At 69.3% G+C, this 26,880-nt stretch carries 25 protein-coding genes; 17 read left to right on the top strand and 8 right to left on the bottom strand.

Annotated elements, in window-relative coordinates:
- Window positions 1–50: 50 nt before the first annotated feature.
- From HRJ34_RS21465 to ybeY, 10 genes are all read left to right on the top strand, one after another.
- Entirely contained in the window at window positions 51–620 is a 570-nt protein-coding gene (locus tag HRJ34_RS21465; protein ID WP_208632354.1) for a NifU family protein, read from the top strand.
- A 37-nt stretch (window positions 621–657) separates the two neighbouring features.
- Window positions 658–1,263, top strand: a complete 606-nt coding sequence (locus tag HRJ34_RS21460; protein ID WP_012048597.1) for a malonic semialdehyde reductase — start codon at window positions 658–660, stop codon at window positions 1,261–1,263.
- Window positions 1,264–1,269: 6 nt separating this feature from the next.
- Window positions 1,270–1,884 (top strand): tRNA (adenosine(37)-N6)-threonylcarbamoyltransferase complex dimerization subunit type 1 TsaB, encoded by a 615-nt coding sequence (gene tsaB, locus HRJ34_RS21455; RefSeq protein WP_208632353.1) that lies wholly within the window; start codon window positions 1,270–1,272, stop codon window positions 1,882–1,884.
- Window positions 1,881–2,342 (top strand): GNAT family N-acetyltransferase, encoded by a 462-nt coding sequence (locus HRJ34_RS21450; protein ID WP_012048599.1) that lies wholly within the window; start codon window positions 1,881–1,883, stop codon window positions 2,340–2,342. The genes tsaB and HRJ34_RS21450 overlap by 4 nt, the downstream gene beginning before the upstream one ends.
- Before the next feature lie 131 nt (window positions 2,343–2,473).
- A complete protein-coding gene (locus tag HRJ34_RS21445) occupies window positions 2,474–2,887 on the top strand; it encodes a MucR family transcriptional regulator (protein ID WP_012048600.1) in 414 nt (137 codons plus the stop codon).
- A gap of 112 nt (window positions 2,888–2,999) precedes the next feature.
- Window positions 3,000–3,422 (top strand): Fur family transcriptional regulator, encoded by a 423-nt coding sequence (locus HRJ34_RS21440; protein WP_012048601.1) that lies wholly within the window; start codon window positions 3,000–3,002, stop codon window positions 3,420–3,422.
- Between the two features lie 7 nt (window positions 3,423–3,429).
- On the top strand, window positions 3,430–4,155 hold the full coding sequence (locus HRJ34_RS21435) for a lysophospholipid acyltransferase family protein (protein ID WP_016744672.1): 726 nt from the start codon (window positions 3,430–3,432) through the stop codon (window positions 4,153–4,155).
- A 32-nt stretch (window positions 4,156–4,187) separates the two neighbouring features.
- Window positions 4,188–5,549 (top strand): tRNA (N6-isopentenyl adenosine(37)-C2)-methylthiotransferase MiaB, encoded by a 1,362-nt coding sequence (gene miaB, locus HRJ34_RS21430; RefSeq protein WP_208632352.1) that lies wholly within the window; start codon window positions 4,188–4,190, stop codon window positions 5,547–5,549.
- Between the two features lie 300 nt (window positions 5,550–5,849).
- The gene (locus tag HRJ34_RS21425; RefSeq protein ID WP_020372083.1) at window positions 5,850–6,848 is read left to right on the top strand and encodes a PhoH family protein; all 999 of its coding nucleotides are present in this window, start codon (window positions 5,850–5,852) and stop codon (window positions 6,846–6,848) included.
- On the top strand, window positions 6,845–7,354 hold the full coding sequence (gene ybeY, locus HRJ34_RS21420) for an rRNA maturation RNase YbeY (protein ID WP_016744669.1): 510 nt from the start codon (window positions 6,845–6,847) through the stop codon (window positions 7,352–7,354). Before HRJ34_RS21425 ends, ybeY begins: the two co-directional genes overlap by 4 nt.
- A 13-nt stretch (window positions 7,355–7,367) precedes the next feature.
- Here the strand turns inward: ybeY and HRJ34_RS21415 are convergent, their stop codons facing one another.
- The gene (locus tag HRJ34_RS21415; RefSeq protein ID WP_208632351.1) at window positions 7,368–9,008 is read right to left on the bottom strand and encodes an FAD-dependent oxidoreductase; all 1,641 of its coding nucleotides are present in this window, start codon (window positions 9,006–9,008) and stop codon (window positions 7,368–7,370) included.
- Window positions 9,009–9,148: 140 nt separating this feature from the next.
- Here HRJ34_RS21415 and HRJ34_RS21410 point away from each other — a divergent pair, with 140 nt between their 5' ends.
- Together HRJ34_RS21410 and HRJ34_RS21405 are read left to right on the top strand one after the other, a co-directional pair.
- Window positions 9,149–10,117, top strand: coding sequence for a hemolysin family protein (locus HRJ34_RS21410; protein WP_208632350.1), 969 nt, complete (start codon window positions 9,149–9,151; stop codon window positions 10,115–10,117).
- Window positions 10,118–10,219: 102 nt separating this feature from the next.
- A complete protein-coding gene (locus HRJ34_RS21405; protein ID WP_016744666.1) occupies window positions 10,220–11,566 on the top strand; it encodes a PQQ-dependent sugar dehydrogenase in 1,347 nt (448 codons plus the stop codon).
- A 107-nt stretch (window positions 11,567–11,673) separates the two neighbouring features.
- On the opposite strand, the gene HRJ34_RS21400 is transcribed toward HRJ34_RS21405, so the two are convergent.
- The gene (locus tag HRJ34_RS21400; RefSeq protein ID WP_012048609.1) at window positions 11,674–12,474 is read right to left on the bottom strand and encodes an arginyltransferase; all 801 of its coding nucleotides are present in this window, start codon (window positions 12,472–12,474) and stop codon (window positions 11,674–11,676) included.
- A gap of 428 nt (window positions 12,475–12,902) precedes the next feature.
- Window positions 12,903–14,150: a threonine ammonia-lyase gene (locus HRJ34_RS21395; protein ID WP_012048610.1), complete on the bottom strand. Its 1,248-nt coding sequence runs from the start codon at window positions 14,148–14,150 to the stop codon at window positions 12,903–12,905.
- A 50-nt stretch (window positions 14,151–14,200) separates the two neighbouring features.
- Between HRJ34_RS21395 and HRJ34_RS21390 the strand changes: the two genes are divergently transcribed.
- From HRJ34_RS21390 to HRJ34_RS21380, 3 genes are all read left to right on the top strand, one after another.
- Complete coding sequence (locus tag HRJ34_RS21390; RefSeq protein ID WP_226952269.1) at window positions 14,201–15,091, top strand: NAD(P)-dependent oxidoreductase; 891 nt, start codon at window positions 14,201–14,203, stop codon at window positions 15,089–15,091.
- A gap of 130 nt (window positions 15,092–15,221) precedes the next feature.
- Complete coding sequence (locus HRJ34_RS21385; RefSeq protein ID WP_208632349.1) at window positions 15,222–16,919, top strand: amidohydrolase; 1,698 nt, start codon at window positions 15,222–15,224, stop codon at window positions 16,917–16,919.
- A gap of 67 nt (window positions 16,920–16,986) precedes the next feature.
- On the top strand, window positions 16,987–18,639 hold the full coding sequence (locus tag HRJ34_RS21380) for an alkaline phosphatase family protein (protein ID WP_226948883.1): 1,653 nt from the start codon (window positions 16,987–16,989) through the stop codon (window positions 18,637–18,639).
- 3 nt (window positions 18,640–18,642) lie between these two features.
- On the opposite strand, the gene HRJ34_RS21375 is transcribed toward HRJ34_RS21380, so the two are convergent.
- The 5 genes from HRJ34_RS21375 to HRJ34_RS21355 all read right to left on the bottom strand — a co-directional run bounded on the left by HRJ34_RS21375 (window position 18,643) and on the right by HRJ34_RS21355 (window position 25,418).
- On the bottom strand, window positions 18,643–19,647 hold the full coding sequence (locus HRJ34_RS21375) for a right-handed parallel beta-helix repeat-containing protein (RefSeq protein WP_208632347.1): 1,005 nt from the start codon (window positions 19,645–19,647) through the stop codon (window positions 18,643–18,645).
- A gap of 54 nt (window positions 19,648–19,701) precedes the next feature.
- On the bottom strand, window positions 19,702–22,311 hold the full coding sequence (metH, locus tag HRJ34_RS21370; RefSeq protein ID WP_208632346.1) for a methionine synthase: 2,610 nt from the start codon (window positions 22,309–22,311) through the stop codon (window positions 19,702–19,704).
- Window positions 22,312–22,447: 136 nt separating this feature from the next.
- Window positions 22,448–23,509 (bottom strand): homocysteine S-methyltransferase family protein, encoded by a 1,062-nt coding sequence (locus tag HRJ34_RS21365; RefSeq protein ID WP_208632345.1) that lies wholly within the window; start codon window positions 23,507–23,509, stop codon window positions 22,448–22,450.
- Window positions 23,506–24,450, bottom strand: coding sequence for a methylenetetrahydrofolate reductase [NAD(P)H] (gene metF / locus HRJ34_RS21360; protein ID WP_029993709.1), 945 nt, complete (start codon window positions 24,448–24,450; stop codon window positions 23,506–23,508). Before metF ends, HRJ34_RS21365 begins: the two co-directional genes overlap by 4 nt.
- Window positions 24,447–25,418 (bottom strand): ArsR/SmtB family transcription factor, encoded by a 972-nt coding sequence (locus HRJ34_RS21355; protein WP_208632344.1) that lies wholly within the window; start codon window positions 25,416–25,418, stop codon window positions 24,447–24,449. The genes metF and HRJ34_RS21355 overlap by 4 nt, the downstream gene beginning before the upstream one ends.
- Window positions 25,419–25,582: 164 nt before the next feature.
- On the opposite strand from HRJ34_RS21355, the gene HRJ34_RS21350 reads away from it, so the two are divergent.
- Entirely contained in the window at window positions 25,583–26,500 is a 918-nt protein-coding gene (locus tag HRJ34_RS21350; protein ID WP_226948882.1) for an MlaA family lipoprotein, read from the top strand.
- A gap of 139 nt (window positions 26,501–26,639) precedes the next feature.
- Entirely contained in the window at window positions 26,640–26,837 is a 198-nt protein-coding gene (locus tag HRJ34_RS21345; protein WP_012048620.1) for a hypothetical protein, read from the top strand.
- Window positions 26,838–26,880 lie beyond the last annotated feature (43 nt).

Below are 26,880 nucleotides of genomic sequence, written 5' to 3'. Positions count from 1 at the left end.
TAAAGAAGGAATGGCTTGATCCGGCCGCCATCTCACCCCAAATGACGCTCATGCTGATCGAAACCGAACCGACCCCCAATCCGGCGACGCTCAAATTCCTGCCCGGCCGCCCGGTGATGACCACGGGGACCCGCGATTTCGTCGATCCGGACGAGGCCTCGGCCTCCCCGCTCGCCGAGGCGCTGTTCTCGCTCGGCGACGTGACCGGCGTCTTCTTCGGCCGCGACTTCGTCTCGGTGACGGCGGCCGAGGGGGTTGAGTGGATCGGGCTCAAGCCGCAGGTGCTCGGCGTCCTGCTCGATCATTTCTCGTCCGAGGCGCCGTTGTTCACGGGCGGCAGCGCCGCCGAGATCGCGATCGACGACAGCGACTTCACCGATGACCCGGCCGACGCCGACATCGTCGCGCAGATCAAGGACCTGATCGATACGCGGGTGCGCCCGGCGGTGGCGCGCGACGGCGGCGACATCGTCTATCGTGGCTTCCAGCGCGGCACCGTCTACCTGTCGATGCAGGGGGCCTGTTCGGGCTGCCCGTCGTCGGCCGCGACGCTCAAGCAGGGCATCGAGACCCTGCTGAAGCATTATGTGCCCGAGGTGACCGAGGTCCGGGCCGCCTGATCGGCGGCGCGGGACAATCTAGAGGGGAATGGAAAGCATGGCCGAACCTTTGTCCGAGCAGGGTATGGACCTGCTCTTCCGTGAGGGGCGCTCGTATAACGGCTATCTCGACAAGCCGGTCGGCGAGGACCAGCTCCGCCGGATCTGGGACCTGATGAAGTTCGGCCCGACCTCCGCCAACCTGTTCCCGGCGCGGATCGTCTGGTGCGTCAGCCAGGAGGCCAAGGACAAGCTGGCCGGGCTCGCCTCGGGCACCAATGCGGCGAAGATCGTCAAGGCGCCGGTGACGGCGATCATCGGCATGGACATGGCCTTCTACGACCATGCCCCCCGCCTCTTCCCGGTGTCCGACGCCCGGTCCTGGTTCATGGACGCGGAGGGCGCGCCCAACGCGCCGCTGGTCCACGCGACGGCGATGCGCAACAGCTCGCTCCAGGGCGCCTATTTCATCTTCGCCGCCCGCGCGCTGGGCCTCGACACCGGCCCGATGTCGGGCTTCGACAATGACGCGGTCGACGCGGCCTTCTTCGCCGGCACCACCGTCAAGTCCAACTTCATCTCGACGATCGGCTATGGCGATCCCGCAACGATCTTCGAACGCCTGCCCCGCCCGGCGTTCGAGGAGTTCACCAGGATCGCCTGACCCGGAATGTCGCGCGCGCTCGTGATCGATACCGCCACCGCCGCCTGTTCGGTGGCGCTGATCGAAGACGGCGCGATCGTCGCCGAGGCGCATGACGTCGTCGGCCGGGGCCATGCCGAACGGCTGATGCCGATGATCGCCGCGCTGCCCGGCGGCGGCCGCGCCGACTCCATCCTGGTCGATTGCGGCCCGGGCAGCTTCACCGGCGTCCGCGTCGGCCTCGCCGCCGCCCGCGCGCTCGCGCTCGGCTGGGGCGTCCCGGTCCACGGCTATTCGTCGATGGCGGCGATCGCCGCGACCGCGGCGGCGGAGGGCGAGGCCGCGATCGGCGTCGCGCTGATCGGCGGCCATGGCGAGCTGTTCGTCCAGCGCTATGCGACCGCGCCGCTCGCGCCGTTGTCCGAGCTCGCCTCGCTCCCGCCCGCCGAGGCCGCCGCCGCGGTGCCCGACGGCCATGTCTTCGGATCGGGCGCCGACCAGCTCGTCGCCGCGCGCGGCAGCGGCGTCGCGCACGACCGGCTGCCGCGCGCGGCCGGGACCATCGCCCTGCCGCCCTCCCTCGCGCAGCTTCCCCCCAGCCCGATCTACGGCCGGGGCGCCGACGCGAAGCCCGCCGCATGAGCGGGCTGGTCATCGAGGAGGTCGGCTTCGACGGGATCGACGCGGTGATGGCCGTGATGAACCGGGCGTTCGATCCCCGCTATGGCGAAGCCTGGACCGAGCCCCAGCTGCTGTCGATGATGGCGCTGCCCGGCACCACGCTGACGCTGGCGCGGATCGGCGACGTCCCCGCCGGCTTCGCACTCAACCGGCTGATCGCCGACGAGGCCGAACTGCTGCTGCTCGCGGTCGCCCCCGAAAGCCGCCGCCTCGGCATCGCCACCGCGCTGATCGGGCGATCGCTGGACTTGTTGCGTCTCCGTAATGGAGTGCGTCTTCACCTTGAAGTCCGCCATAATAATCCGGCAATCGAACTATATAAAAAGGCCGGATTCGAGCCGATCGGCCGCCGTCCCGCTTATTACCGCGCGACAGACGGACAAATGCACGACGCTTTAACCTTATCTTGTCCCGCCTGAACTGGTTTGACCGATCATTTCTGGCAAAACGAGTTGCAATTCGGCCCGAATGGGCGCAGAGCGCCGAAATTGAGTGGGTACAGGGGTACTCAAAGACTAGCTTCGTGATATTTTTGAATAAGGATTGCACCATGTCGGACAATAATGGGCTCACCGAGACGTTGATTGCTTTGACCGCGGACATCGTTTCCGCGCATGTCAGCAACAATAGTGTCGCCGTTTCCGATCTTCCGCTGCTGATCCAGAACGTCCACAACGCCCTGGCGTCGCTCGGCGACGAAGTGGCGGAGCCGGAAGTGAAGCAGGAGCCCGCCGTCTCGATCCGCGCCTCGATCAAGCCCGACTACATCGTCTGCCTCGAAGACGGCAAGAAGCTGAAGATGCTCAAGCGCCACCTGATGACCCATTATCAGATGACCCCCGAGCAGTATCGCGCCAAGTGGAACCTGCCGGCCGACTATCCGATGGTCGCCCCCAACTATGCCGAGCAGCGCCGCTCGCTCGCCAAGAAGATCGGCCTCGGCACCAAGCGCCGGACCCGCTGATCGCGAAAACAGGACCGGGGAGCGGGAAAATCCCTCCCCGGCCGTTTCCGGTCGAACCCGATCTTCGCGGCCCTTGTTTTCGCATGTGCAATACGGCTAACAAGGCGGTCCTATGCCGGGCAAGATCGACATCGAACAGCTCTGCGCGGACAAGGGTCTGCGCATCACCGAACAGCGGCGCGTCATCGCCCGCGTTCTTTCCGACGCCGATGATCATCCCGACGTCGAGCTGCTCCACCAGCGCGCCGCCGCGATCGATCCGGGCATCTCGATCGCGACGGTCTATCGCACCGTCCGCCTGTTCGAGGATGCCGGCATCCTGGAGCGCCATGATTTCGGCGACGGCCGCGCCCGTTACGAGGCGGCGCCCGAAACCCATCACGATCATCTGATCAACGTCGAGACCGGCGAGGTGATCGAGTTCGTCGACGGCGAGCTCGAGGAGCTGCAGCGCCGCATCGCCGAGAAGCTGGGCTTCCGCCTGGTCGACCACCGGCTCGAACTCTACGGCGTTTCGGCCAACCGAACGAAATAATCCGTCGGTGCGCCGTTCGAGAGCGATCGCGCGCGTCGTCGTCGGGCTGTCCGTCCTCGCCTTCTGCCTGGCCGGCTATGCGTTGAGCTGGCCGCTGCGCAAGCGGATCGGCTGGGTCCGCTTCTTCCTGCAATGGTTCGGCGAGGCGATGGGCCTCGACGTGCGGATCGAGGGCCGGCCGCTCGGCCGCGACGTGCTCTACGTCGCCAACCATGTGAGCTGGCTCGACATATTGGCGCTCGGCGGGGCGACGCCGACCTGCTTCGTGTCCAAGGACGACGTCGGCGGCTGGCCGCTGGTCGGGATGCTCGCGCGCATCGGCGGCACGATCTTCATCGACCGCACCAGCCGCCGCGCCGCGCACGGCCAGGTCGACCAGCTCGGCCAGGCACTGCTCGACCACCATCCGGTCGCGCTGTTCCCGGAGGGGACGACCGGCGACGGCCGCTCGCTCTTCCCGTTCCGCCCGGCGCTGTTCGCCTCGGTCGCGCCGCCGCCGCCCGGCATCGCCGTCCAGCCGGTCGCGATCGACTATGACGCGGCGGCGAGCGAGATCTGCTGGACCGGCGACGAGGACCTCGGCCCCAATGCGGCCAAGGTTCTCGGCCGGCCGGGCCGGCTGCGCTGCACGATCCGCTTCCTCGAACCGCTGCCGCCGTCCGACGACCGCAAGGCGCTGGCGGCGCGGGCCCAGGCCGCCGTCGCCGCCGCGCTCGCCCTGCCCCTGAGCTGACGCGCATCTTTCGCATCGGCGCGGCTTCGGCTATGGGCCGCGGCATGTCGCGCCCCGCCCCCAAGAGCTTCCACGTCAAGTCGTTCGGCTGCCAGATGAACGTCTATGACGGCGCGCGCATGGCCGAGCTGCTCGAGGCGCAGGGCATGCACGCCGCCGACAGCGCCGACGCCGCCGACCTGGTCGTGCTCAACACCTGCCACATCCGCGAGAAGGCGGCCGAGAAGGTCTATTCGGACATCGGCCGGATCGTGAAGAAGGCCGCCGACGCCGAGGAGGGCCGGGCGCGGCCGATGATCGCCGTCGCCGGCTGCGTCGCCCAGGCCGAAGGGCCCGAGATTCCACGCCGCGCCCCCGCGGTCGACATCGTCGTCGGGCCGCAGGCCTATCACAACCTGCCCCAGCTCGTCGCCGACGCCGCCGAGGGCCGCCGCGCGCTCGACACCGACATGCCCGCCGCGTCGAAGTTCGACGCGCTGCCGAAGCGCCGCCGCCAGGGGCCGACCGCCTTCCTGACCGTGCAGGAGGGCTGCGACAAATTCTGCACCTATTGCGTCGTCCCCTATACGCGCGGGGCGGAAATCTCGCGGCCGTGGGGCGCGATCGTCGACGAGGCGAAGGCGCTGGTCGACGCCGGCGCGCGCGAGATCACCCTGCTCGGCCAGAACGTCAACGCCTGGACCGGCGAGGACGATCGCGGCCGGACGCAAGGCCTCGACGGGCTGATCCGCGCGCTCGACGCGCTGCCCGGCCTCGCCCGCATCCGCTACACCACCAGCCACCCCAACGACATGAGCGACGGCCTGATCGCCGCGCATGGCGAGGTGGCGAAGCTGATGCCCTTCCTCCATCTGCCGGTGCAGGCGGGATCGGATCGCATCCTCAAGGCGATGAACCGCAGCCACGACGCCGCCGGCTATCTGCGCCTGATCGAGCGGGTCCGCGCGGCGCGGCCCGACATCGCGGTCTCGGGCGACTTCATCGTCGGCTTCCCCGGCGAGACCGACGAGGATTTCGAGGCGACCCTCGCCATCGTCCGCGCGGTCGACCACGCCCAGGCGTTCAGCTTCAAATACAGCCCCCGCCCCGGCACCCCCGCCGCGTCGATGGACGGCCAGGTCGCACCGGCGGTGATGGACGAGCGGCTGCAACGACTCCAGGCGCTGCTCAACGAGCAGCAGCACCGCTTCAACCTGGCGACGGTCGGCAAGCGCTGCGAGGTGCTGATCGAACGCGACGGCAAGAAGCCCGGCCAGCGGATCGGCAAGTCGCCCTGGCTCCAGTCGGTGATCGTCGAGGACGGTCCCGCGATCGGCACGCTGGTCACGGTCGACATCGTCTCGGCCGGGCCCAACAGCCTGAGCGGCGCCCTGGTCGAACAAAAGGCCGCCTGAAAAATCCTCCCTATCGCGCAGCGATGGGGAGGGGGACCATGCGCAGCATGGTGGAGGGGTCACGGCGCGCGATAGCGCCGGCTGCGCCGTCGCCCCCTCCACCGCCTTCGGCGGTCCCCCTCCCCATGCGGAGCATGGGGAGGATCTGAAACAGCGTCACCCAACTGCCACATCGGCGGTGGATAAGTATGCCGGTCCACCGCTTTTGCTCTTCGCATGGGTCGAAATGCGCGTAGGATCGTTGACACCCGACGACACCCCGTCAGGGGGTCGATAAAGGAAAGGAAACCGCCGCTCCTTATGTCGCGCAAGCCCGTTCCCGCGCAGGCCGGAGATCGCGCCCGGCTAGAGATCCTCTTCGACAAACCCCAGCTCCTCGGCCGATTGTTCGGTGAGTTCGACCAGAATCTGGTGGCGATCGAAAACCGGCTGGGGGTCTATATAGCGGCCCGGGGGAACAAGCTGCAGATAGAGGGTGAGGCCGAGGCCGCGGGGCGCGCCCGCGAGGTGCTGACCGGGCTCTACAACCGGATCGTCCAGGGCCAGGACCTCGACACCGGCGCCGTCGAGGCGGTGATCGCGATGTCGGCCGAGCCGACGCTGGAGGGCATCATCCGCAACGACGTCTCCGATCCGCCCAAGGTGATGATCCGGACGCGCAAGAAGACGATCGTCCCGCGCTCCGCCACCCAGATCCGCTACATGGAGGCGCTCAACCGCTCCGACATCATCTTCGCGCTGGGCCCGGCGGGCACGGGCAAGACCTATCTGGCGGTGGCCCAGGCGGTGCAGCAGCTCATCCAGGGCACGGTCGACCGGCTGATCCTGTCGCGCCCGGCGGTCGAGGCGGGCGAGCGGCTCGGCTTCCTGCCCGGCGACATGAAGGAGAAGGTCGATCCCTATCTCCGCCCGCTCTACGACGCGCTCTACGACATGCTGCCGACCGAGCAGGTCGAGCGGCGCATCGCCAGCGGCGAGATCGAGATCGCGCCGATCGCCTTCATGCGCGGCCGCACGCTGAGCGACGCCTTCGTCATCCTCGACGAGGCGCAGAACACCACGCCCGCGCAGATGAAGATGTTCCTCACCCGCTTCGGCCAGAACAGCCGCATGGTGGTGTGCGGCGATCCGCGCCAGATCGACCTTCCCGACATCGGCAAGTCGGGCCTCGCCGACGCGGTCGGCCGGCTCGAAGGGATAGAGGGGATCGCGACGATCCGCTTCGGCGCCGCCGACGTCGTCCGCCACCCGATCGTCGGCCGCATCGTCGAGGCCTATGAAGGGCCCGACAATCCATGATCGAGGTCGCGGTGCAGGCGGAGCCCGACTGGGAGGACGGCACCGACTGGGAAAGGCTGGCGATCGAGGCGGTGACGGCGGCGATGCGGACGACGCCGCACGCCGCGATGCTCGATGCCGCCTATATGGCCGAGGTGTCGATCCGGCTGACCGACGACGACGAGGTCCACGCGCTCAACCGCCAATATCGCCAGAAGGACAAGCCCACCAACGTGCTGAGCTTCCCGATGGTGCAGGACGACCTGATCGAGGGGCTCGACAACAGCGACGACGGCGAGGTGCTGCTCGGCGACATCATCCTCGCGCGCGGGGTCTGCGTGCGCGAGGCGGCCGAGAAGGGTGTGCCGACCGCCGAGCATGCGACCCACCTGATCGTCCACGGCACGCTCCACCTGCTCGGCTACGACCATATCGAGGACGACGAGGCGGAGGCGATGGAGGACCTGGAGCGCGTCGCGCTCGCCACGCTCGGGATCGACGACCCCTACGCCATCACCGAGGACTGAACGCCGCCGCCGCTCAGCCTGCGGCGATGCGCGGCTTCAGCGTGTGGAGCGACGGCACGGGCGCGGCGCGCAGCCGGTCGGCGATCCGGTCGGCGGAGCGCATCGCCAGCGCGACGATCGTCAGCGTCGGGTTGGCCCAGCCCGAGGTCGGGAACAGCGAGCTGCCGGCGACATGGAGATTGTCGACGCCATGGACGCGCCCCTGCCCGTCGGTGACGCCGCGGCGCGGATCGTCGGCCATGCGGGTGGTGCCCATATGGTGATAGCCGCCGATCGGATGGGTGCTGATCAGCGGATCGGTGGTCCAGCGGCGCGGCTCCTCGGCCAGCCAGGCGGCGGGCTCGACCTTGCCGAGGCCGAGCCGCCGCAGCTCGCGGCCGAGCGCGCCGACCAGCCCCCGGACGCTGTCGACGTCGATCGCGCTGGTCCGCCAGTCGAGCTGCGCGCGCGGCATGCCGGTGGCGTCGAGCACGTCGCCCAGCTTCACCCGGCTGTCGGGATTGGGCGCCTGTTCGGCCCGCACCACCAGCGCCAGGTCGGTCAGGCCCAGCTTCTCCAGCGCCCAGGGGCGGGCCGGATCGACGATCTTCTGGAGGCTGTTCACGGTCCGCTTCATCATCTTCCACAGATGGCGGCCGCGCGCCGTCGGGGCGGTGTCGTGCTTGATCCGCTCATAGGCGGCGAGCAGCAGCGCCTGCCGCCCTTCCGCCGGCCGCCGGCCCGCGAGGGTCAGCGAGGTGTTGAGCAGCCCTTCGCGCGCCTGCAGCGCCGGCGCCGCGGCGATCAGCGGCGCGACCGATAGCGCGCCGACCCTGTGCCGGCCGAAGGCGCGCAGCAGCGCCCAGCTCGCGCCGCCGACCACCTTGCCGCCGCGCGCGTGCGGATGCTCCATGAAATAGCGGCCGACCTGGTCGTGGCCGTTGCCGAGCCCGCAGCGCATCACCGATCGCGAGGCGAGCAGCAGGCGCGGATTCTCGATCCCGCCGGCCGCCAGCACATAATGGCGCGCGGTGACGGCCAGCCGCCGGCCCGCCAGGTTGCGGACCAGCAGCCGCTCGACGCCCCGCGCCGAGCTCGCCGCCATGATCTCCCGCACCGTGGCGTGGGTGACGACGGTGCAGCGCGGATGATCGATCAGGTCGCGGCTGTTGGCATGGCTGAACCGGTCGAAGCGCTCGTCGAACAGCCAGGCCGGCGTCGCCAGCTCATGATCGGCGAAGGCGGGCAGCAGCGGATCGAGCGCCTCGGCGAGATCGGGCAGGACGCGCGGCAGGCCGAAGGCAGCGCGCGCCTCGGCATAATAGGGCGCGATCTCCGCATGGCCGAACGGCCAGCCCGAATGGGGAATCCAGGGACGGCGCTCGAAATCGATCGGGTCGAACTCGGCGCAGCGCCCGCCCCAGATCGCGGTGGTGCCGCCGAAGAAGCGCAGCCGCGCATCCTCCAGCGCATAATAGTCCTCGCCGACATTCTCGCCGGCGTTGAGCGCCGAGGGACCCGGCTCGTGATCGAAGCCGCCGCTTTCGAGCAGGATGACCGACAGCCCTTCCGCCAGCAGGCGGCGGCAGATGGTGATGCCGGCGGCGCCGGCGCCGATGACGGCGACGTCCGCGGCCATGCCGTCGGGCCCGCCATGATCGAGATCGATATGCATGGCGTCAGGCCCTTCCCGCCCGTCGACGGCCGGGAAGCGAAGGGAAAAGCACACACAACATCCTGCTAATACGCCCGAGAGGCGATCTTTATTCCTTCGCCCGGCGGGATTTTTTCCCCGGACGCCGCCCTTTCCTCCATATGCAAAGATGGGATTGCCCCCCGGTGCCCATTTCGGTTAGCGAATCAGCGCGAGAGAACGGCGCAAGAAAGACGATGCCCGACGACAGTAGTAGCAGCGCCGCGGACAGCGGCGGACGATGGTGGCGCGGACTGCGCTCGCTCTTTGCACCCGAGCAAGAGCCCAGTCTGCGCGACCAGATCGAGGAAGTCATCGAGGAGCATGAAGGCGATGGCGGCGAAGGGGACGACCTGTCCTCCGCCGAGCGCGAGATGCTCCGCAACATCCTGCATTTCGGCGAACGCACCGTCGGCGACATCGGCGTGCCGCGCGGCGACATCGTCGCGGTGCCCGAGGCGATCGGCTTCGACGAGCTGGTCGCCCGCTTCGCCGAGGCCGAGCACAGCCGCCTGCCCGTCTATGGCGAGGATCTCGACCACGTCACCGGCATGATCCACGTCAAGGACGTGTTCCGGATCATCGCGACCGGCGCGGCGCGGCCCGCGACGATCGCCGGGCTGATCCGCCAGCCGCGCTACGTGCCCTCGTCGATGCGGATCATCGACCTGCTCGCCGAGATGCGCGAGACGCGCACCCATCTGGCGATCGTCCTCAACGAATATAGCGGCACCGACGGGCTGGTGACGATCGAGGACCTGGTCGAGGAGATCGTCGGCGACATCGAGGACGAGCATGACGAGAAGGAAGCCGACCTGCTCGTGCCGCTCGACGACGCGATCTGGTCGGCCGACGCCCGCGCCGAACTGGAGGACGTCGCCCGGTTGATCGACCCCCGGCTCGCCGACATCGACGACGACGTCGAGACGTTGGGCGGCCTCGCCTCCGCGCTGGCGGGGCAGGTGCCGCAGGCGGGGCAGATCGTCGAGCATCCGAGCGGCTGGCGGCTCGAGATCACCGACGCCGACGAGCGCCGGGTGCGGCAGATGCTGCTCCACCCGCCGGCCGAAGCCCATGGTCGGGAAAGCTGAGCGATAATAAGGAACCTTTTCCGAGGCTTCCCGCTCTCACGACATGACGGCGGCCACCCGAATGCGCTATAGCGGCGGAACGAAGCCAGTCGGAGAGGTCCCGTGACGACCAAGAAGAAGCTGCTCATCGCCCTGCCCGTCGTCCTGATCGTCGCGGCGGTGACGGCGCTCTACCTGCTGGCGACGCGCGAGCGGGCCGAGATCGCCTTCGCCAAGGTGACCGGCCCCACGCCCGAGCTCAGCGAGCCCCGCGAGACGCTGCTGCCGACCCTCGCCGTCGCCAAGGCGGTCGGCTGGAAGGCCGGCGAGAAGCCGGTCGCCGCGAAGGGGCTGTCGGTCGCGGCCTTCGCCGAGGGGCTGACCCATCCGCGCTGGATCTACGTCCTGCCCAATGGCGACGTGCTGGTCAGCGAGAGCAACTCGCCGCCGCGCGACGCGGACAACGGCGGCGGCGGGATCACCGGCTTCGTGATGAACCGGGCGATGGCGCGGGCGGGGGCCGGCGTCGCCTCCCCCAACCGCATCATCCTGCTGCGCGACGCCGACGGCGACGGCAAGGCCGAGCTCAAGACGGTGCTGATCGCCGGGCTCAACTCGCCGAGCGGCATGGCCTGGGCCGACGGCCAGCTCTACATCGGCAACACCGACGCGGTCGTCCGCGTGCCCTTCACCCCGGGCCAGACCAGGATCGACGCCAAGCCGGTCGTCGTCGCCCGGCTGCCGGGCGGCTACAATCATTGGGCCCGCAACCTGCTGCTCGCGCCCGATGGCAAGTCGCTCTACGTCGCGGTCGGATCGGCCTCCAACATCGGCGAGCGCGGCATGGACCTGGAGGCGAAGCGCGCCGCGATCCTCCAGGTCGCGCTGCCCTCGGGCAAGGACCGGGTCTTCGCCTATGGCCTGCGCAACCCGAACGGCATGGCCTATGAGCCGACCACCGGCGACCTGTGGACCGTCGTCAACGAACGCGACATGCTCGGGTCGGACATGGTCCCCGACTATCTGACCGAGGTGCAGCTCGGCGGCTTCTACGGCTGGCCCTGGTATTATTGGGGCGGCGCCGTCGACAAGCGCGTGCCGGAGCCGGAGGACGACCTCCAATCCTATGTGATCCGCCCCGATTATGCGCTCGGCCCGCACGTCGCCGCGCTCGGGCTGACCTTCGCCGAGGGCGCGATCCTCGGCCCCGACTATGCCAGCGGCGCCTTCATCGCCGAGCATGGCTCGTGGAACCGCCGCCCGCTCTCGGGCTACAAGCTGGTGTTCGTGCCGTTCGCGCAGGGCAAGCCGATGGGCAAGCCGCGCGACATGCTGACCGGATTCCTCTCCCCGACCGGTGAGGCGCGCGGCCGTCCGGTCGCGGTGGCGATCGGCAAGCGCGGCGGGCTGATGATCACCGACGACGTCGGCGGCAAGGTCTGGCGGGTGACGGCGGCGCCAGCGAAGTAGGAACGCCGGCCCCCGACGAAACCCGGCCGATATCGCCTTTTTCTTCCCGTCATTCCCGCGAAAGCGGGAATCCATGGACGGGGCTGGCTTTCGCCGGCCTCAACCGATCAGATGAGCTGGCCGAGCTTCGACGGCGCGGGGAAGCCGGCGCCGGTTCCTTCGGCCGGGAGCGGCGGCGCCTCGAAGCGGTGCCAGCCGCCCGCCGACAGCCGTTCGAGCGGCTGGAAGCGGGTCTTGTACTGCATCCGCGCCGAGCCCTCGACCCAATAGCCGAGATAGACATAGGGCAGGCCGCCTTCGGCCGCGCGGCGGATATGTTCGAGGATGATGAAGGTGCCGAGGCCGGGGCGCGAATCATCCTCGGTCTCGAAGAAGCTGTAGACCATCGACACCCCATCCGACTGGGTGTCGGTCAGGCAGGCGCCGACCAGCTTGCCCGGCCGGCCGTTCGTCGCGGGCTCGCGATATTCGACGACATGGGTCTTGACCGGGGTCTGCTCGACCATGTCGGCGAAGTCGAGCTCGTCCATCTGCGCCATGCCGCCGCCCGGATGGCGGGCCTTGAGGTAGCGGCGCAGCAGCGCGAACTGTTCCTCGGTGGTCCAGGGCTTGCACACGCTGATGTCGAGATCGGCATGGCGGCGGATCAGCTTGCGCTGGCTGGCATTGGGCCGGAATTCATTGGCGACGACGCGGACCGAAACGCAGGCCTGGCAATCGACGCAGGTCGGGCGATAGGCGACGCCCTGGCTGCGGCGGAAGCCGATCCGGCCGAGCGCGTCGTTGAGCTCGGCGGCGTTGGGACCCGACAATTCGGTGAACACCTTCCGCTCGGTGCGACCCGCCAGATAAGGGCACGGGCCGGGAGTCGTCACGAAGAAGCGCGGAAATCGGAACTGCGCCGTCATTCGAAAGCCTGCCCCATGAAGTTGCCGAACCCACCGGTCCCATGACTATGCCTACGCATGAACGTCATGAAAAGAGCATTAACCTTGAATCTTTTGTCGGCGCCTTGTTTGGCCTCAGGCGCCGGCGCGGACATCCGTCCGCTTGGCTATCCTCGCATAAGCTCGGACGCGCGTTCGCGCTTGCGGAGCCCTGTCGGGCTCCGACGATCAGCTCAGCGTCGGGATACGCCAGCATCCCGCAAGGATCGGAGCCATCCGCGGACTGCCGGGGGCAGTCCGTAGGCGGAGATCGGCTCGCGAAGCGAGCCGTGGCGGCCGCCCGAGCTTATGCGAGGATAGCCAAGGTCGCGGATGCGACCGCCGGCGCTTGAGGCCAAACAAAAAAACCCGGCGCCTGAGGCCAAACAAACAAACCGTGGAAGCCGGCTTCAGCCGGCTTCCACGGTCTTCACTTCATAGCCTTCGTGGTTCAGCGCCTTGAGCAGCCGTTCGAGATGCGCGGCGTCGCGGGTCTCGCATTCGATCTCGGCGATCAGGCCCTTGGCGGGCAGCGTCGTGAACACGCGCTGGTGATAGACCTCGACGATGTTGACCTGCTGCTCGTCGAACACGCGGGCGACGTGGAACAGCGCGCCCGGCCGGTCCTGCAACCGGATGCTGAGGCGGGCGAGCCGGCCCGAGCGGGCGAGGTCGCGCAACAGCACGTTGGCGAGCAGCCGGGTGTCGATGTTGCCGCCGGTCAGGATGATGCCGACATTGCGGCCACGCACCAGCTTGGGATGGGCGAGCAGCGCGGCGAGGCCCGCGGCGCCGGCGCCCTCGACCACGGTCTTCTCGATCTGGAGCAGCGTCGAGACCGCGGTCTCCAGCTCGCGCTCGGCGACCAGCACGATGTCGTCGACCAGCGAGCGGACGATCCCCGAGGTGACCGTCCCCGGCTGCTTGACCGCGATGCCCTCCGCCAGCGTGTCGCCGTCGCAGGGCAGGATCAGCCCCTTCATCTTGGCGTACATCGACGGATAGAGCTCGGCCTGGACGCCGATCACGCGCTTGGGGCTCGCCGCCGCGCGCGCGACCACCGCCGATCCCGAGATCAGCCCGCCGCCGCCGATCGGCACGACCAGCGTATCGATCTCCGGCGCGTCCTCGAGCATTTCGAGCGCGACCGTGCCCTGGCCCGCGATCACGTCGGGATCGTCGAACGGATGGACGAAGGTCAGCCCCTCGCGCTGTTCGAGCTGCCGGGCGGTTTCATAGGCGTCGTCGAAGCGCTCGCCCGCCATGATGACGCGGGCGCCATGGCCCTCGGTCTGCTGGACCTTCACCGTCGGGGTCGGCTTCGGCATGACGATGGTGACCGGGATGCCGAGCCGCGCGCCATGATAGGCGAGGCCCTGCGCATGGTTGCCGGCCGACGCGGCGATCACGCCGCGCTCCTTCTGCTCGTCGGTGAGCTGGAGCAGCTTGTTGAGCGCGCCGCGCTCCTTGTACGCGGCGGTGAACTGGAGATTCTCGAACTTCAGCCAGACATTGGCGCCGGTAATGTTGCTGAGCGTGCGGCTCTTCAGGACGGGGGTACGCACGATCGACGAGGAAATCCGCGCATGGGCCGCACGGACATCATCGATCGTCACGGGGACGCCATCGGCGTCGTTCTGGATCTGCACGCTTGCCATAGTGGGCGCGCCATAGCCGATTCATCGGCAGACTCCTAGCGTCCCGGGAAATTCCATCTTATGCGGTGGCCATGGCAAAGGTGACCTTTCTGGGGCTGGGCGCGATGGGCGCCCCCATCGCACGACATCTGGCCGAAGCCGGCCACGACGTCACCGTCTACAACCGCACCCGCGCGAAGGCGGAGGCCTGGGTCGAGCGGCACGGCGGGCGCTGGGCGCCGACCCCCGCCGCCGCCGCCGAGGACGCCGATGCGGTGCTGAGCTGCGTCGGCGCCGACGGCGACCTGGAGGCGGTGACGCTGCGCAAGGACGGCTGCTTCGCGGCGATGAAGAAGGGCGCGCTCTACGTCGACCACACCACCGCTTCCGCCAAGATCGCCCGCCAGCTCGCGGTCGAGGGGCGCGATCGCGGCCTGCTGGTCGTCGACGCGCCGGTCTCGGGCGGCCAGTCGGGCGCCGAGGCGGGGACGCTGTCGATCATGTGCGGCGGCTCCGACAAGGCGATGGAGGCCGCGACCCCGCTGATGCAGGCCTATTCGTCGCGGATCGTCCATATCGGCGGCCCCGGCGCGGGGCAGACCACCAAGATGGTCAACCAGATCTGCATCGCCGGCGCGATGCAGAGCGCGGCCGAGGCGCTGCGCTTCGCCCAGAACGCCGACCTCGACCTCGACCGGGTGTTCGAGGCGGTGTCGGGCGGCGCGGCGGCGAGCTGGTATCTGCTCAACCGCTGGAAGACGATGGCGGAGGACAGCTTCGACTTCGGCTTCGCGGTCGACTGGATGCGCAAGGACCTCGGCATCGCGATCGAGGAGGCCCGCGCCAACGGCGCCGCGCTCCCCTTCGCGGCGCTCGCCGACCAGTTCTACGCCGACGCCCAGGCGCTCGGCTGCGGCCGCGAGGACATCTCCTCGGTGGTGAAGCGGCTGCCCAAGGGATGATCCGCCGCCTCTCGCCCATGGCTTTTCGTCATGCTGAACTTGATTCAGCATCCAGAGCCGCAACGACGCGCCCCTTGCTCCGACGTTGCGTTTCTGGATCCCGGATCAAGTCCGGGATGACGATGCCGTCATGACGAGCGGTCTCGTTTCTCGAACCAGGCGGGTCAGAAGTTTCGCCCTCGCGCTCGCCCTCCTCGCCTCGCCCGCCCTCGCCGACGGCCTGATCGACAACGCCAACGGCTACACTTTCGACGGCAAGGGCCAGCTCGTCCGCTTCAACGGCCTGCTGATCGACGACCAGGGCAAGGTCGCCAGGCTGCTCGACCGCGACGACAAGCGGCCCGAGAAGCTCGACTTCCGGCTCGACGCCAAGGGCCGCACCGTCGTCCCCGGCCTGATCGACGCGCACGGCCATGTCATGGCGCTGGGCGAGGCGGCGCTGTCGCTCGACCTGTCGGGGACGAACAGCCTCGCCGAGGCGCAGGCGGCGCTGCGCGCCTATGCCGCCGACCGCCCGACCCCGCCCTGGATTCGCGGGCGCGGCTGGAACCAGGAGCGCTGGGGGCTGGGCCGCTTCCCGACCGCGGCGGACATCGACGCGATCACGCCGGGCCGGCCGGTGGTCCTCGACCGGGTCGACGGCCATGCGCTGCTCGCCAACAGCGCCGCAATGGCGGCGGCCGGGATCACCGCCGCGACCAAGGACCCGGCCGGCGGGCGGATCGAGCGCGACGCGAAGGGCAAGCCGACCGGCGTGTTCGTCGACGCCGCGCAGGACCTGATCCGCAAGGCGGTGCCGCCGATGCTGCCGCGCGACCGCGACGCCGCGCTCGCCAAGGCGCAGGAGATATTGCTCGGCTTCGGCATCACCGCGATCGCCGACATGGGCACGTCGGGCGACGACTGGCTGGTGATGCGCCGCGCCGGCGACGCCGGGCGGCTGCGGGTGCGGATCATCTCCTATGCCGGGGGCATCCCGACGCTGCTCGCCGTCGCCGGCACCGGGCCGACGCCGTGGCTCTATGACGGCCGGCTGCGGATGATCGGGGTCAAGCTCTACGACGACGGCGCGCTCGGCTCGCGCGGGGCGTGGCTGAAGGCGCCCTATGCCGACGCGCCCGGCCAGACCGGCCTGAGCTTCCTCGACGACACCAAGCTCCGCAACCTGATGAGCCGCGCCGCGATGGACGGCTTCCAGACCGCCGTGCATGCGATCGGCGACGCCGCCAACGCGCAGCTGCTCGACGCGATCGACGAGCTCGCCGCGACCTACAAGGGCGACCGGCGCTGGCGGATCGAGCATGCCCAGATCGTCGACCCGGCCGACCTGCCGCGCTTCGCCAAGCATGGCATCGTCGCCTCGATGCAGCCCGTCCACCAGACCTCGGACCGGCTGATGGCCGAGGCGCGGCTGGGCCCGGCGCGGCTCGGCGGCGCCTATGCCTGGAAGGCGATGCTCGACAACAAGGTGCCGCTCGCCTTCGGTTCCGACACGCCGGTCGAGAGCCCCAACCCCTTCCCCGCGCTCGCGGCGGCGGTGAGCCGGCAGGACGCGGCGGGGCAGCCGCCCGGCGGCTGGCAACCGCAGCAGATCGTCAGCCTGGCCGAGGCGTTCCGCGCCTTCACCGCGACCGCCGCCTATGCCGGCTTCGCCGAGGACCGGATCGGCTCGCTGGCGCCGGGGCACATGGCCGATTTCCTGATCCTCGACCGCGACATCTTCACCGCCGGGATCGCCGACCTGCGCGCCGCCCGGCCGCTCGAGACCTGGATCGGCGGCAAGCGCGCCTGGACCGCCCCGCATGGCGGACAGACATCATCAAACTGACATGGAGCACGGGCAACCCGCTTGTCCGACCGCTGCCTGTGTGGAACGATCGAATCAACGGATGACCATGAAGACGCTTTTCCTCGCCGCCGCCCTGCTTGCCGCTCCCGCCGCCGCGCAGGCGGCGCCGCCGCCCAAGCCGAAGCTGATCCTCGCCATCTCGGTCGACCAGTTCTCCAGCGAGGTCTTCAACCGCTACCGCTCCAGCTACCGGGCGGGCCTCGCCACCCTGTCGCGCGGGATCGCCTATCCGGTCGCCTATCACAGCCATGCCTCGACCGAGACCTGCCCCGGCCATTCGGTGATCCTGACCGGCCGCTTCCCCGCCGGCACCGGCATCGTCGCCAATAGCTGGATCGACCGGAAGACGGGCAAGTCGGTCTATTGCGTCTCGGTCCCCGGCCAGTCCAACCCCAAGGCGCGCGGGCCGCAGAACATCCGCGTCACCACGCTGGGCGACTGGATCAAGGCCGCCGAGCCCGGCGCGCGCAGCTTCGCCGTGTCGGGCAAGGACCGCGCCGCGATCGCCATGGCGGGCAAGACCGCCGACGCCGTCTACTGGTGGAACGACGGCGAGGGCTTCGGCACGTCCGCCTTCGCCGGTCCCGCGACCCCGGCGGTCACCGAGCCGGCCGCCGCGTTCGACGCGCCGCTGCTGAGCGGATGGAAGACGGCGCGGCCGACGCTGTGGCCGGCCCTGCCCAAGCGCTGCGCCGCGCTGCGCAAGCCGCACCGCTTCGGCCAGCTCGACGTCTCGGGCAATGTCCCGCCCGAGGCCGAGATCGAAGCGATGAAAGGCGACGACTATCTCGACGGCCGCGCCTTCCAGGCCGCGCTGCGCGCCTCGCCGCTGTTCGATTCGCTGACCGTCGATTTCGCGACGCAACTGATCGCGCGCGAGAAGCTCGGCCACGGCCCCGCCACCGACGTGCTGGCGGTCAGCCTGTCGGCGACCGACTATGTCGGCCATCGCTTCGGCAATGGCGGCGCCGAGATGTGCGCGCAGCAGGCCGCGCTCGACGCGACGATCGGCCGGCTGATCAAGGCGGTCGAAGCCCAGAAGGTCCCGTTCGTCGTCGTCCTCACCGCCGACCATGGATCGACCGACGCCGCCGAGCGCCAGCACGAGCATGACGGCAAGGCGAGCCGGCTCGACGGCCGAGGCTTCGTCAAGCGGCTCAACGCCGCGGTGAAGACCGAGCTGGGCCTCGGCGCGGGCGACGACCCGCTGATCGGCGACGCCGACCAGCTCTATGTCCGCGCTGGCGACGATGCCGCGCTGGCGGAGCGCATCCGCCTCGCGGCGCTCGCCTGGATCAAGCAGCAGCCCGAGGTGGTCGCGGCCTTCACCCAGGCCGATATCCAGGCGGCGACGGTGCCCGCCGGTACCCCGCCGGAGATGCTGACCCTGCCGCAGCGGATGCGGCTGAGCTTCGATCCCGAACGGTCGGGCGACATCCTGACGGTGTTCGCGGAGCGGACCAGCTTCGGCATGCCGACCAAGCCGGGCGACAGCGTCGCCGGCCACGGCACGCCCTGGAACCACGACCGGCAGGTCCCGATCCTGTTCTGGTGGCCGGGCGCCCCCGCCGCGTCGCGCGACCAGCCCGCGCAGGTCGTCGACATCGCCCCGACCCTGGCGGCGGTGGCGGGGATCAGGCCGCCGGTGCCGGTCGACGGCCGCTGCCTCGATCTCGGCGGCAACTGCCCGGCGCCGTGACGGTCAGCCGGCCAACCAATCCCTGAAGCGAATCGCATAGCCGTACAGCCGGCGCTTCACCCGCGCGGTGAAGGAGGGCGTCTCGGGCTTGATCGCCAGATAGGGATCGATCCGCCCGCCCAGCATATTGCCCTCGACGGCCTTGGGCGATCCGCTCCAGTCGGCGATCAGGCTGGTCGGCCAGGCGGCGCTCGACACCTGCTGCGCGCGGTTGCGCACCACCTCCAGCCCGGCCGAGGGATTGCGGCGGCTTTCGGCCGCGACCGCGATCAGCGCAGCGTGGTTGTCCTTGTCGGCGCCCTGGACGAAGATGTTGCGCTCGATCCGCCCGACCGCGCCCTCGGGCAGGTCGATCATATAGTTGGTGGCGCGTCCCTGGCTGTCGTCGAAGCTGCAATCGGCGATCAGGATGCGCGGCGACCGGCTCTTCACATAATGGCCGCCCTGCCCCTGCTCGAAGCGGCTGCGGCGGACCGTCACCGAACGGAAGGCGCTGAGGTAGATCGAGTGCGCGCAGGCCAGGCCGCGGTCGCAGCGGCCGAGGCCGATGAAGGTCGACCGGTCGATGACGATGTCGCTGGCGGGATCGTCGCCGCCGCCGAGGATGCCCTCCTCCGAATCGCGGAACAGGCTGTTGGCGACCGACAGCGGTCCCCGCTCGATGCGGATGCCGGCGCCGTTGCCGTCGGCGACGCGCAGGTTGCGGAACACCAGCCCGTCGACCACCGCGCCCCGCCCGCGCAGCACCAGCACCGCCTTGCCCTCGCAGATGCCCCCGTCGAAGATCGCGGTCAGCGGCCGTTCGGCGCGATAGGTGATCCGCCCCGCTATCTGCACCACGCAGTCGCCATAGCGGCCCGGCGCGATGCGGATCGTCGCGGTGCGATCACCGACCGCCGCGACCGCCCCGGCGAGGGTCGCGAACCCGGCGCCCGTCTCCTCGACGGTGAACGGCGCGGCCGGGAGCGGGGAGGCCAGGGCCAGCAGGAACGGGACGGCGAAACGCATCCGTCACCATAGACACGAAAAGCTGATGAAATCCCTATCGTCCGGAGACTTCGCCTAATCCAGGTTCGGCCGCAGCCAGCGCTCCGCCGTGGCGAGGTCGATCGCGCGGCGCGCGGCATAGTCCTCGAGCTGGTCGCGGCCGATCCGCGCGACGCCGAAATAGCTCGCCTCGGGATGGCCGAAATAGAAGCCCGACACCGCCGCCGTCGGCAGCATCGCGAAGCTCTCGGTCAGGGTGATGCCGGTCGCGTCGCCCGCCTTCAGCAGGTCGAACAGGATCGGCTTCTGGCTGTGGTCGGGGCAGGCCGGATAGCCGGGCGCCGGGCGGATGCCGCGATACTGCTCCTTGATCAGCGCCTCGTTGGTGAGCTGCTCGCCCTCGGCATAGCCCCACAGGGTGGTGCGGACATGGAGGTGGAGCCGCTCGGCGAAGGCCTCGGCGAGGCGGTCGGCGAGCGCCTTGAGCAGGATGTCGCGATAGTCGTCATGGTCGGCCTTGAACCGCGCGATGTGCGGATCGATGCCGTGGATGCCGACCGCGAAGCCGCCCATCCAGTCGTCGGCCGGCGCGACGAAGTCGGCCAGGCACATGTTCGCCCGCCCCTCGCGCTTCCTGATCTGCTGGCGCAGGAAGGGCAGGCGGACCTCGCCGCTATCGGCCCGGACGATCACGTCGTCGCCATCGGCATGCGCCGGCCACAGCGCCGCGACGCCCTTCGCGGTCAGCCATTTCTCGGCGATGATCTGGTCGAGCATCTTCTGCGCGTCGGCGAACAGGCCGCGCGCGCTCTCGCCCACCACCGCGTCGTCGAGGATCGCGGGATAGTTGCCGGCCAGCTCCCAGGCGCGGAAGAAGGGGGTCCAGTCGATGATCTCGCGCAGGTCCTCGAGCGGCCAGTCGGTGAAGACATGGGTGCCGGGCTGCTTCGGGGCGTCGGGCTTGAGCGCGAAATCGGCGACGAAGGCGTTGGCGCGCGCCTCCTCGATCGTCGCCAGCTCGTTCTGCCCCTTGCCTTCGCGCGCCTTGCGCACCGCTTCGTAGTCGGCCGCCGTCTTCGCCACGAAATCGTCGCGCTGCGTGTCCGACAACAGGGTCGAGGCGACGCCGACCGCGCGGCTGGCGTCGAGGACGTGGATGACCGGCCCGGCATAGGCCGGCGCGATCCGCAGCGCGGTGTGGACCTTCGAGGTGGTGGCGCCGCCGATCATCAGCGGAAGCTGCATCTTCGCGCGGTCCATCTCGGTCGCGACGGTCACCATCTCGTCGAGCGAGGGGGTGATCAGCCCCGACAGGCCGATGATGTCGGCGTCGTTCTCGTTCGCGGCCCTGAGGATGTCGGTCCACGGCACCATCACGCCGAGGTCGATGACCTCATAGCCGTTGCACTGGAGCACCACGCCGACGATGTTCTTGCCGATGTCGTGGACGTCGCCCTTGACGGTGGCCATGACGATCCTGCCCTTGGACCGCTCGCCCTGCACCTTCCCGGCCTCGATATAGGGCAGCAGATAGGCGACCGCCTTCTTCATCACCCGGGCGGACTTGACCACCTGCGGCAGGAACATCTTGCCCGATCCGAACAGGTCGCCGACGACGTTCATCCCGTCCATCAGCGGCCCTTCGATCACCTCGATCGGCCGGGCGAAATGCTGGCGGGCCTCCTCGGTATCGTCGACGACATGCGCGTCGATGCCCTTGACCAGCGCATGTTCGAGCCGCTTGGCGACGTCCCAGCCGCGCCATTCCTCGGCCGCCTTCTCGGCAGCGGCGTCCTTGCCCTTGAAGCTTTCGGCGAGCTCGATCAGCCGCTCGGTCGCGTCGCCTCCGTTCTTTGGCCGCCGGTCCCAGATCACGTCCTCGCACGCCTCGCGCAGCACCGGATCGATCGCGTCGTAGACGTCGAGCTGGCCGGCGTTGACGATGCCCATGTCCATCCCCGCCTGGATCGCGTGGTAGAGGAACACGCTGTGCATCGCGCGGCGCACCGGCTCGTTGCCGCGGAAGGAGAAGCTGAGGTTCGATACGCCGCCCGAGATGTGGCAGTGCGGGCAGCGCTTCTTGATCTCGGCGGTCGCCTCGATGAAGTCGATCGCGTAGCGGCGATGCTCGTCGATCCCGGTCGCGACCGCGAAGATGTTCGGATCGAAGATGATGTCCTCGGGCGCGAAGCCGTCGCCGACCAGCAGCTTGTAGGCGCGCTCGCAGATATCGACCTTGCGCTGCCTGGTGTCGGCCTGCCCGACCTCGTCGAACGCCATCACCACGACGGCGGCGCCATAGGCCCGGCACTTGCGCGCCTGCGCCAGGAAGGCCTCCTCGCCCTCCTTCATGCTGATCGAGTTGACGATCGGCTTGCCCGATACGCATTTCAGCCCGGCTTCGATCACCGACCATTTCGAGCTGTCGATCATCACCGGCACCCGCGCGATGTCGGGCTCGGCGGCGATCAGCTTGAGGAAGGTCGTCATCGCCAGCTCGGCGTCGAGCAGGCCTTCGTCCATGTTGACGTCGACGATCTGCGCGCCGTTCTCGACCTGCTGCCGCGCGACCTCGACCGCCTTGGCATAGTCGCCGCCCATGATCAGCTTCTTGAAGGCGGCCGACCCGGTGACGTTGGTGCGCTCGCCGATGTTGACGAACTGGGCGGTGGAGGCGGTGGTCATCGTCTTGCCTTTGTTCCCCCCTCCCGCTTGCGGGAGGGGCCGGGGGTGGGCCGCCCGGCCTTTTCTAGCGTTGTCGTTCGAGGTGGGCGCGGAGCCCACCCCCTTACCCCTCCCGCAAGCGGGAGGGGAGAAATCGTCAGGCCGCCATGATCATCGGATCGAGGCCGGCGAGGCGGGTTCGGTGGTCGTGGGCGTGCAGAGCGCGCGCGGGCTTGCCGGCGACGGCGTCGGCCATCGCCGCGATATGCGCGGGGGTCGATCCGCAGCAGCCGCCGACGATGTTGACCAGCCCCTGATCGGCCCAGTCGCGGATGAAGCCGCCGGTGGTCGCCGGCTGCTCGTCATATTGGCCGAGGTCGTTGGGCAGGCCGGCGTTCGGATAGATCATCACCAGCGCATCGGCGAGGCCCGACAGCACCTGGACATGCGGGCGCAGCAGGTCCGCCCCGAAGGCGCAGTTGAGGCCGATCGTCAGCGGATGGGCATGGCGCACCGCGTGCCAGAAGGCCTCGACCGAATGGCCCGACAGGTTGCGGCCCGACATGTCGGTGATCGTCATCGAGATCATCATCGGGATCTCGACCCCGCGCTTCGCCTGCTCGTCGAGCACCGCCATGATCGCGGCCTTGGCGTTGAGCGTGTCGAAGATCGTCTCGATCAGGATGAAGTCGCAACCGCCGTCGAGCAGCGCCGCCGCCTGGTCCTGGTAGACGTCGCGCATCGTGTCGAAATCGACCGCGCGATAGCCGGGATCGTTGACGTCGGGCGACAGCGACAGCGTCTTGTTGGTCGGGCCGATCGCCCCGGCGACGAAGCGCGGGCGCCCATCCCGGGCCGCATAGTCGTCCGCCGCCGTGCGGGCGATACGCGCCGCGGCGAGGTTGATCTCGCGGACCAGGTGGACCGCGTCATAGTCCTCCTGGCTGATGATGTTGGCGTTGAAGGTGTTGGTCGACACGATGTCCGACCCGGCGTCCAGATATTGCCGCGTGATCGCGTCGATCACGTCGGGCCGGGTCAGCACCAGCAGGTCGTTGTTGCCCTTCTGGTCGCTCGGCAGCTCATAGGAGCCGCGATAGTCGGCCTCCTGCAGCTTGTAGCTCTGGATCATCGTGCCGAACGCGCCGTCGGTCAGCAGGATGCGCTGCTTCGCCTGGTCGCGGAAGATGGCGGCGGCTTCGCTACGATGGAGGGTCATGCGGCATTCTCCAGCCGGTCGGCCTTCGCGCGCAGCCCCAGCAGGTGGCAGATCGCGTAGGACAGCTCGGCGCGGTTGAGCGTGTAGAAATGGAACTGGCGGACGCCGCCGGCATAGAGGCGGCGGCACATCTCGGCGGCGATCGTCGCGGCGACGAGCTGGCGGGCGGCGGGATGGTCGTCCAGTCCCTCGAACAGCCGGTCCATCCAGGCCGGGATCGCGGCGCCGCACAGCCCGGCGAACTTGCGGGTCTGGGCGACGTTCGACACGGGCAGGATGCCGGGGACGATCTCCCCCTCGATCCCCGCCGCGCGCGCCTTGTCGCAGAAGCGGAAATAGGCCTCGGGCGAGAAGAAGAACTGGGTGATCGCGCGAGTCGCGCCGGCATCGAACTTCGCCTTGAGGTTGGCGATGTCGCTGTCGAAGCTCACCGCCTCGGGATGGCATTCGGGATAGGCCGCGACCGATATCTCGAACGGATGGATCGCCTTCAGCCCGGCGACCAGCTCGGCGGCGTTGCGATAGCCGTCGGGATGGGGGGCGAAGCGCGTGCCCTCGGTCGGCGGATCGCCGCGCAGCGCGACGATGTGGCGGACGCCGGCCGCCCAATATTCGCGGGCGATCTCCTCGATCTCGGCCTTGCTCGCCTCGACGCAGGTCAGGTGCGCGGCGGCCGGGATCGCCGTCTCCCCGGCGATGCGGGCGACGGTGTGGTGGGTGCGCTCGCGGGTCGAGCCGCCCGCGCCGTAGGTGACCGAGACGAAACGCGGACGCAGCGGACCGAGCGTCTGGATCGCGCTCCACAGCGTCTCCTCCATCTTCTCCGTCTTGGGCGGGAAGAATTCGAACGAGACCGCGGCGTCGCCGGCCAGATCGGCGAACAACGGGGTGTCGAGCGCGCGGCGCGCCTCTTCGAGCTGGCTCAGGGAAACGCTTGTCATGATACCGCCTTCAACTGCGCGCGCCGTCCGCGCACGCCCAACCATAATTTGACCGTCAGCGCATCGCCGACGAGTTCCTCGACCCGGTCCAGGCCGAGCCCGGCCGCCTGGAACCAGCCCTCGATCTGGTGATCGGCGAAGCCGAGCCGGACATGCGCGTCGCGGGTGCGCAGGTCCTCCAGATCATGGCTGGCGAAGTCGACGATCAGCAGCCGCCCGCCCGCCTCCAGCAACCGCGCCGCCTCGGCGATCGCCGCCGCCGGCTGCTGGGCGAAGTGGAGCACCTGGTGGAGGATGACGAGATCGGCCGACCCGTCGCTGAGCGGCAGCGCATACATGTCGCCCTGGCGCAGCTCGGCATGGTCGAGCCCGGCCTCGGCGATCTTAACCCGGGCGAGGCGGAGCATCTCGGGGCTGCGGTCGATGCCGAGCGCCGAGGCCGCCTGCGAACCGACCAGCTCGATCATCCGGCCGGTGCCGGTGCCGATGTCGACCATCCGGCCGACCGGGCCGTCCGACAGCATCGCCAGGATGCGCTGCTCGACCGCGCTTTCGGGGACGTGGAGCGACCGGATCGCGTCCCATTCCTCGGCATGGTCGGCGAAATAGCGGGCGGCGGCGGCGGCGCGGTCGGCGCGCACGGCGGCGAGCCGGGCGCGGTCGGCCACCGCCCAGGCGTCGTCGCCGCCCCGGCCCCAGTCGTCCATCGCGGCGAACAGCGGCGCGACGCATTCGTCCTTGCCGAGGCCGAGGAACACCCAGCTTCCTTCCTTGCGCCGCTCGGCCAGGCCGGCGTCGGCGAGGATCTTCACATGCCGCGACACGCGCGGCTGGCTCTGCCCCAGCACCTGGGCGAGCTCGCCGATCGACAGCTCCATCGCGCGCAACAGGTGGAAGATGCGCAACCGCGTCGGATCGGCCAGGGCACGGAAGATGGCGAGCGCGTCGGAGGGCATATATGCAGACATAAAGAAATCTTTATATGTGGTCAAGGCGCTTGCCGATGCCGACGGTGCGGGGCATGCGGTTGCGGCGCGGACTTCCGCGGCGTTTCAGGAGTAGACCGTTGGCGGCTCCATCCGTCCGAAAGGGGACATCGACAATGCATGCTTCGCGGCCAGCCCTGGCCAGGATGATCGGCGTCGTCGCGCTCGGCCTGACCCTGTCGGCCTGCACCACGACGCGGGTGGGCACCGACCGGCTGGCCGAGAAGGACCCGCTCGAAGGCTTCAACCGCGCCGTCTGGGCGGTCAATCGCGGCGCCGACACGGTCGTCGTCAAGCCCGTCACCCAGGTCTACCGGGCGGTCACGCCCCGGCCCGCGCGCGACGGCGTCCGCAACTTCTTCGCCAATGTCGGAGAGCCCTTCTCGCTCATCAACAACGTGCTGCAGGGCAAGGGCGACCGCGCCGTCCGCAACCTCGGCCGTTTCCTGATCAACACCACGATCGGCATCGGCGGCCTGTTCGACCAGGCGACCCGCATGGGCGTGCGGCCGGCGACCGAGGATTTCGGCCAGACGCTCGCCGCCTGGGGCGCCAATGGCGGCCCCTATCTGGTGCTGCCGCTGCTCGGGCCGTCGACGCTGCGCGACGGCGTCGGCACCGGCGTGTCGCAGCTCGCCGATCCCTATCGGGTCTGCCTGCGCGAGTGTGGCCTGCCCAAGGGCGTGCCGACCGGCATGAACGTGCTGGAGATCATCAGCGTCCGCGACGGCCTGATCGCCACCGGCGCCGACAGCTTCCTGGAGTCCGCGCTCGATCCCTATGCCGCGGCGCGGTCGGCCTTCCTGCAGCGCCGGCGCGCCGAGATCCTCGACCAGGACAGCGACGATGCGGCGGCGGAAGCAGCGGCCGCCGCCGACGCGGCCGCGAATCCGATCGGCGACGACGGCCTCGGCGCGGCCGACACGGATGCCGGAATTCCGGGAACCGATACGGCTCCGTCCCCCGACGGGCCGGCCGCCGACGCCCCCTCCCCGAACGGGTCCGAAACGGCCGTAGAGCCTGATGTTCCCGACACTTCCGGGCAGCCGAAACGGCCGAATTAACTACCGGAACAAGAGACATTGCATCGCACTGCGCAAAACTGTAAGAAGTCCGAGCCTGTTTCGGGGGGAAACAAGCCTGAACGTGATTGGAATCGTTCGAGCCACTCTCTTTTTTAATTCACTTCCGGAGAATTCGATCATGAAGAAGATCGTTGCCCTTTCGCTTATCGCCGCTGCTTCGCTGACCGTTGCGGCCTGCAAGCCCAAGGCTGAAGCCCCCGCCGAGAACAACACCGCTGTTGTCGACAACGCCGCTGACGCGATGGCCGACACCAACGCCGCCCTGGCGGACTCGAACGCGGCTGCTCCGGCGGACAACGCTTCGAACGCGCTCTGATCCGGCGGGCGACCGCCTGGCCCTTGAGGCTTTAGGCGGCCGC

Origin of the sequence: Rhizorhabdus wittichii (assembly GCF_017607425.1) — a bacterium.
GTDB lineage: Bacteria > Pseudomonadota > Alphaproteobacteria > Sphingomonadales > Sphingomonadaceae > Rhizorhabdus > Rhizorhabdus wittichii.
Note: the sequence above shows the minus strand (reverse complement) of the source record. Positions and strands in the feature narration are given on the sequence as shown.

Bases quoted from the DNA above. Each gene is read 5' to 3' on its own strand.
- HRJ34_RS21465 (WP_208632354.1), top strand. From the start codon at position 51: ATGCTGATCGAAACCGAACCGACCCCCAATCCGGCGACGCTCAAATTC.
- HRJ34_RS21460 (WP_012048597.1), top strand. From the start codon at position 658: ATGGCCGAACCTTTGTCCGAGCAGGGTATGGACCTGCTCTTCCGTGAG.
- tsaB (WP_208632353.1), top strand. From the start codon at position 1,270: ATGTCGCGCGCGCTCGTGATCGATACCGCCACCGCCGCCTGTTCGGTG.
- HRJ34_RS21450 (WP_012048599.1), top strand. From the start codon at position 1,881: ATGAGCGGGCTGGTCATCGAGGAGGTCGGCTTCGACGGGATCGACGCG.
- HRJ34_RS21445 (WP_012048600.1), top strand. From the start codon at position 2,474: ATGTCGGACAATAATGGGCTCACCGAGACGTTGATTGCTTTGACCGCG.
- HRJ34_RS21440 (WP_012048601.1), top strand. From the start codon at position 3,000: ATGCCGGGCAAGATCGACATCGAACAGCTCTGCGCGGACAAGGGTCTG.
- miaB (WP_208632352.1), top strand. From the start codon at position 4,188: ATGGGCCGCGGCATGTCGCGCCCCGCCCCCAAGAGCTTCCACGTCAAG.
- HRJ34_RS21425 (WP_020372083.1), top strand. From the start codon at position 5,850: ATGTCGCGCAAGCCCGTTCCCGCGCAGGCCGGAGATCGCGCCCGGCTA.
- ybeY (WP_016744669.1), top strand. From the start codon at position 6,845: ATGATCGAGGTCGCGGTGCAGGCGGAGCCCGACTGGGAGGACGGCACC.
- HRJ34_RS21415 (WP_208632351.1), bottom strand. From the start codon at position 9,008: ATGCATATCGATCTCGATCATGGCGGGCCCGACGGCATGGCCGCGGAC.
- HRJ34_RS21410 (WP_208632350.1), top strand. From the start codon at position 9,149: ATGCAAAGATGGGATTGCCCCCCGGTGCCCATTTCGGTTAGCGAATCA.
- HRJ34_RS21400 (WP_012048609.1), bottom strand. From the start codon at position 12,474: ATGACGGCGCAGTTCCGATTTCCGCGCTTCTTCGTGACGACTCCCGGC.
- HRJ34_RS21395 (WP_012048610.1), bottom strand. From the start codon at position 14,150: ATGGCAAGCGTGCAGATCCAGAACGACGCCGATGGCGTCCCCGTGACG.
- HRJ34_RS21385 (WP_208632349.1), top strand. From the start codon at position 15,222: ATGACGAGCGGTCTCGTTTCTCGAACCAGGCGGGTCAGAAGTTTCGCC.
- HRJ34_RS21380 (WP_226948883.1), top strand. From the start codon at position 16,987: ATGAAGACGCTTTTCCTCGCCGCCGCCCTGCTTGCCGCTCCCGCCGCC.
- HRJ34_RS21375 (WP_208632347.1), bottom strand. From the start codon at position 19,647: ATGCGTTTCGCCGTCCCGTTCCTGCTGGCCCTGGCCTCCCCGCTCCCG.
- metH (WP_208632346.1), bottom strand. From the start codon at position 22,311: ATGACCACCGCCTCCACCGCCCAGTTCGTCAACATCGGCGAGCGCACC.
- HRJ34_RS21365 (WP_208632345.1), bottom strand. From the start codon at position 23,509: ATGACCCTCCATCGTAGCGAAGCCGCCGCCATCTTCCGCGACCAGGCG.
- metF (WP_029993709.1), bottom strand. From the start codon at position 24,450: ATGACAAGCGTTTCCCTGAGCCAGCTCGAAGAGGCGCGCCGCGCGCTC.
- HRJ34_RS21355 (WP_208632344.1), bottom strand. From the start codon at position 25,418: ATGTCTGCATATATGCCCTCCGACGCGCTCGCCATCTTCCGTGCCCTG.
- HRJ34_RS21350 (WP_226948882.1), top strand. From the start codon at position 25,583: ATGATCGGCGTCGTCGCGCTCGGCCTGACCCTGTCGGCCTGCACCACG.
- HRJ34_RS21345 (WP_012048620.1), top strand. From the start codon at position 26,640: ATGAAGAAGATCGTTGCCCTTTCGCTTATCGCCGCTGCTTCGCTGACC.